Annotated in this window: 4 protein-coding genes and 1 pseudogene; all 5 read left to right on the forward strand. The window is 47.0% G+C overall.

Annotation, left to right across the window (positions count from 1 at the left end; all coding sequences use genetic code 11):
• Window positions 1–900: nitrogenase component 1 (locus AWU74_RS04220; RefSeq protein WP_062327960.1), on the forward strand; the 900-nt coding region annotated here is incomplete at its 5' end.
• A 105-nt stretch (window positions 901–1,005) separates the two neighbouring features.
• Window positions 1,006–2,226 (forward strand): radical SAM protein, encoded by a 1,221-nt coding sequence (locus AWU74_RS04225; protein WP_059368985.1) that lies wholly within the window; start codon window positions 1,006–1,008, stop codon window positions 2,224–2,226.
• 17 nt (window positions 2,227–2,243) lie between these two features.
• The gene (locus AWU74_RS04230) at window positions 2,244–3,272 is read left to right on the forward strand and encodes an ABC transporter substrate-binding protein (RefSeq protein WP_059368986.1); all 1,029 of its coding nucleotides are present in this window, start codon (window positions 2,244–2,246) and stop codon (window positions 3,270–3,272) included.
• A 141-nt stretch (window positions 3,273–3,413) separates the two neighbouring features.
• On the forward strand, window positions 3,414–3,809 hold the full coding sequence (locus AWU74_RS04235) for an IS5/IS1182 family transposase (RefSeq protein WP_059368987.1): 396 nt from the start codon (window positions 3,414–3,416) through the stop codon (window positions 3,807–3,809).
• Between the two features lie 10 nt (window positions 3,810–3,819).
• Window positions 3,820–3,949: pseudogene (locus AWU74_RS13430) on the forward strand (IS5/IS1182 family transposase); the annotation flags it as partial.

Genomic DNA, 3,949 nt, shown 5'->3' on the forward strand with positions numbered 1-3,949 from the left:
GACGGGTATGAGGGAGTGATAGACGCGATGTTCACTCAGTTACCTCAGATAATCAAGGTCTCCGCCTCGACAGACGAAAGATTAATTAATATCCTTGGAATTATCCCCGGTCAGGATCTATGCTGGCAGGGGAATCTTCTGGAAATACAGCGTATCTTCGCTTCTATTGATATACGCGTAAATACTTTTTTTGGCTACGGGCAATGTTTGGAAAATTGGAAACAGGCGTATCAGGCAAAACTAACAGTAGCTGTGTCTTCATGGGGGCTGAAAGCAGCACAAAAACTGCAAGACTGCTATGACGTTCCCTATATAGAAGTGCCCGGTGCCTTTCTTGGCGAAACAGAAACAACCGCCTTTATACAAAAAATTGCAGCATTGTTATCGGTAGACACTCAAAAAACAGAATTATATCTGACAGAAGAACGGCAAAGGTTTGTTCACGCCCTTCGACAGATACAAGAGTATTATTTTACCTATCAATTTCAAAAAGAATTCGCTATCGTCGGAAATGAAGGTATTATTCTTCGGTACGGCACTTTTTTGACGAACACGTTAGGAATGGAATTAAAAACAGCGATTGTTACCGACGCGCGTGAAACCGACGATGACCTGAAGCCTTCTGAAGATTTGATAAAACTGGGAGCGAGTAACCTGTGTTTTTCCAAAGATACCGGAGAAATTGCTCGGATTCTCTTGCATACAAAACCAGAGTTGTTGTTTGGCAGCGCCTTTGAATTATGCCTGAATATTCCTCAGATGGTTGTGTCGTATCCGTCGAATGCTCCGGTTATATTGCGTCGGTGTGATATAGGTTATACCGGAGCGCTGTGCGTTATGGAGGACGTGAGCAATCTCATCATTGCAAATGATCGGCAACGAGGATTTTCTGAAAAATAAAACAAAAAGAGAGTTGATAAAAGTTTTTTTCAATGCTATTGTGCTAAACACATAATTTTAATAAGATTTTTAATTCGTAATAAACGTAAAAACAGGAGAGCTATTATGCAAAATGCGTTAACTAAAGACGCGGTATTCCGCAACATTGAACTCACCGAGAAATTGTTCAACGCCGGTGTCGCTATTGACGACAAAGTCTTGCAGGAACTTGATTACAAAAATCAGTGCCTTGAACAAGTGCACGGGTGTTTCAACATGAATCATAACTCGCACACCGCGACCAAGTTGCCGAATTCGTTTCGGGACGAAACCGGATACAGTTTCGGGATTACCTATGATCCAAAGTCTCATTATTCTATTTTGAGCAAGCAGGGTCTTTATTACCTGTATGACAACGGACACACGGTCTTTGAGATTTTCTTTCAGCAAAAACCCAAATACTACGATAAACTCACCTCAGACGGTACGCCTATGTCGCGGATAGCCCAATATGTGGGCAGGAGCAAGATTACTATTACCTACAGCAACGAATGTTCCCTGGGCGAAAAAGGGCTGGATTGCCTGTTTTGCAACATAAACGCGACTCGCAATACTTACGCAGAGTTGGAAGGGTTAAAGTGGAAAACCGCGCGGCAAATTGCAGAGACCACCAAAGCGGCTTATGACGAAGGCTATCGAAGACTCACGGTTACCGGCGGATTTATCCCCGAACGGCGGGAAGTGGATTATTATATTGACGTGGCAGAAGAAATCCAAAAAGAAACCGGACTTGAAGACTTTGGCGGGACAGCCTGTATCGGTGCGCCTCTGGATTTAGGCGTTATTGACCGCTACAAAGAAGCCGGATACAGCAGCATTGCGACAAACATGGAAATCTGGGACTCAAACATGTTTAAAACTATTTGTCCCGGCAAAGAAGAACTCTGCGGAGGACGGCAAAACTGGATAAACGCGCTGAAGCACGAGGTCGCCGTATTCGGCAAGGGACACGTGCGCTCGTACTTTGTCGCCGGTATTGAGCCAAAGGCGAGCCTGCTTGAAGGAATCGAATATCTGATCGAAGCAGGCGTGGTTGCCATTCCGCTTCAGTGGAACCCGAATCCTGGTTCAGCGTTGGAGGGACACCGTGCGCCCACCGCCGAATGGTACCACGACGTATATTTGAAGACATACACTTTGTTGCGAAAGCACGGTTTTTCACACGAGAATTTTTACAACACGACCAACGGAGAAGAGACCGTATTCGACTATCTATACAACGTTGATTGTGACATTCTGCCGTGGGAACGAGACATTTATCGTTCCCTTGAAGCAAAAAGCGCTTAAAGGTAAAGGAATTTATTATGCGTATAATTACGGTAAAAAATCGATTTTCTACGATACTGTCGATTTTGGTCTTAACCGGCATCGTGTTAATCGGCGCTTCCGGCTGCTCCAAAAAAACTGCGGCGGCAACCACCGCTTCAGACGCGCTTGCGGTCCGCATAGGAACGGATAGCGGTGTCTTTTCATACCAGATTCGGGTTGCTAAAAACCAAGGATTTTTTGAAAAGTATCATATCAACGCGGACATTTCGACCTATGCGTATGGCATAGATACCATAAACGCGGCGATTCTCGGCGAGACTGACGCGGCACAGGGTATGGATTATGCCGTCGCGTCCCGTTTTTCCGAGAGCAACAAACTGCGTATCGTGGCATATGTCGGCGGGTACGGATACAACGCGTCCGAACTGGTTGTGCGGGACAACAGCATAAAAACTCCCGCCGATTTGAAAGGACGTAAACTCGGCGTTACCAAAGGCACGGTCAACGAATATGTTTGGGGACTGCTTCTCAAAACATATCATTTGACTCCGAAAGACGTTCAGCAGGTATACCTCAGTTCAAACGCCGAACTTATTGCGGCATATTACAGCCGCGACGTGGACAGCATTTGGGCAGGCTCAACGATATGGGACGCGACGTCTGAAATCCCCAATAACCGCAGCTTGGGAGACTATTCATTGATTGACTTCAAAATGCGGGGTTATTTCATGCTCGATGCGGACTTTATCGCGCAGCACCCGGACGGGGCGGCGCGCTTGCTCAAAGCGCTGGATGAAGCAAATGAGTACATAAAACAGAACCCGAAGCAAACCGCCCGGCTGATTTATGAAGAATTAAAGATACCTGAAACCGGTGCGCTGGATGATATTCAAAAGTTCCAGTTTGACCTACGTTTGTATCAGGAAGACCTTGACCATATAACAAATGTGGCAAACTGGTCTATTGAAAACGGACTTATCAAAAATCGGTACGATATCAGGGATTTCGTAGATATAAAGCCTCTGCAAAACGCATTCCCGGACCGGGTTACCATAACGAATTAAAACACCGTGACTATGATTGAAGTCAATCCTAGTCTACGATTGATTCCTATCGTAGACTAGGATTGACTTCAACTGTAACTAGAGTTGACCTCTATCCTAGGCAGTGTGGACTGGATAAGGGAAAAGAGGTAAAATAGAGGCATGAAAAGAAATGAAGGCATTCACCGGCACGATATAAGCGACGAGGCGCGGGAACGGATAAAAGAACTGCTGCCCGGACAGGCAGGGAAACGCGGGGGAGTGGCGAAAGACAACCGCTTGTTTATCAACGCGGCAGCGTGGCAGACGCGCACAGGCGCTCCGTGGAGGGATATACCGCCAGAATTCGGGAACTGGAACAGCATACACAAGCGGTTTTGCCGCTGGCGGGATAAGGGAATATGGAAAACGCTGGCGGATGCCGCAATAGGCGAGCCTGCCGGGGATATCCGTATGATAGATTCGACGTATATCAAGGCGCATGCGGGGCACGCGGCGGCACTCAGGATATTAGCCGCACAAAAGGGGGCTGAACAGCAAATTGCACTTGGCAGTTGACGAGTACGGGATGCCGGCAAGCGGCATTGTGACAAGCGGTACTGTCGCGGACTGCAGCCAAGCGCCTCTCCTTATGGAGGATTTGGAAGCGGAAGCGTTCCTTGCGGACAAGGCGTATGACACGAACGAGCTGCTCGATA

This window comes from Treponema endosymbiont of Eucomonympha sp. (assembly GCF_001028545.1).

What these genes read in the sequence shown, in the direction of transcription:
- AWU74_RS04225 (WP_059368985.1), top strand. Translation starts at nt 1,006, where the DNA reads ATGCAAAATGCGTTAACTAAAGACGCGGTATTCCGCAACATTGAACTC.
- AWU74_RS04230 (WP_059368986.1), top strand. Translation starts at nt 2,244, where the DNA reads ATGCGTATAATTACGGTAAAAAATCGATTTTCTACGATACTGTCGATT.
- AWU74_RS04235 (WP_059368987.1), top strand. Translation starts at nt 3,414, where the DNA reads ATGAAAAGAAATGAAGGCATTCACCGGCACGATATAAGCGACGAGGCG.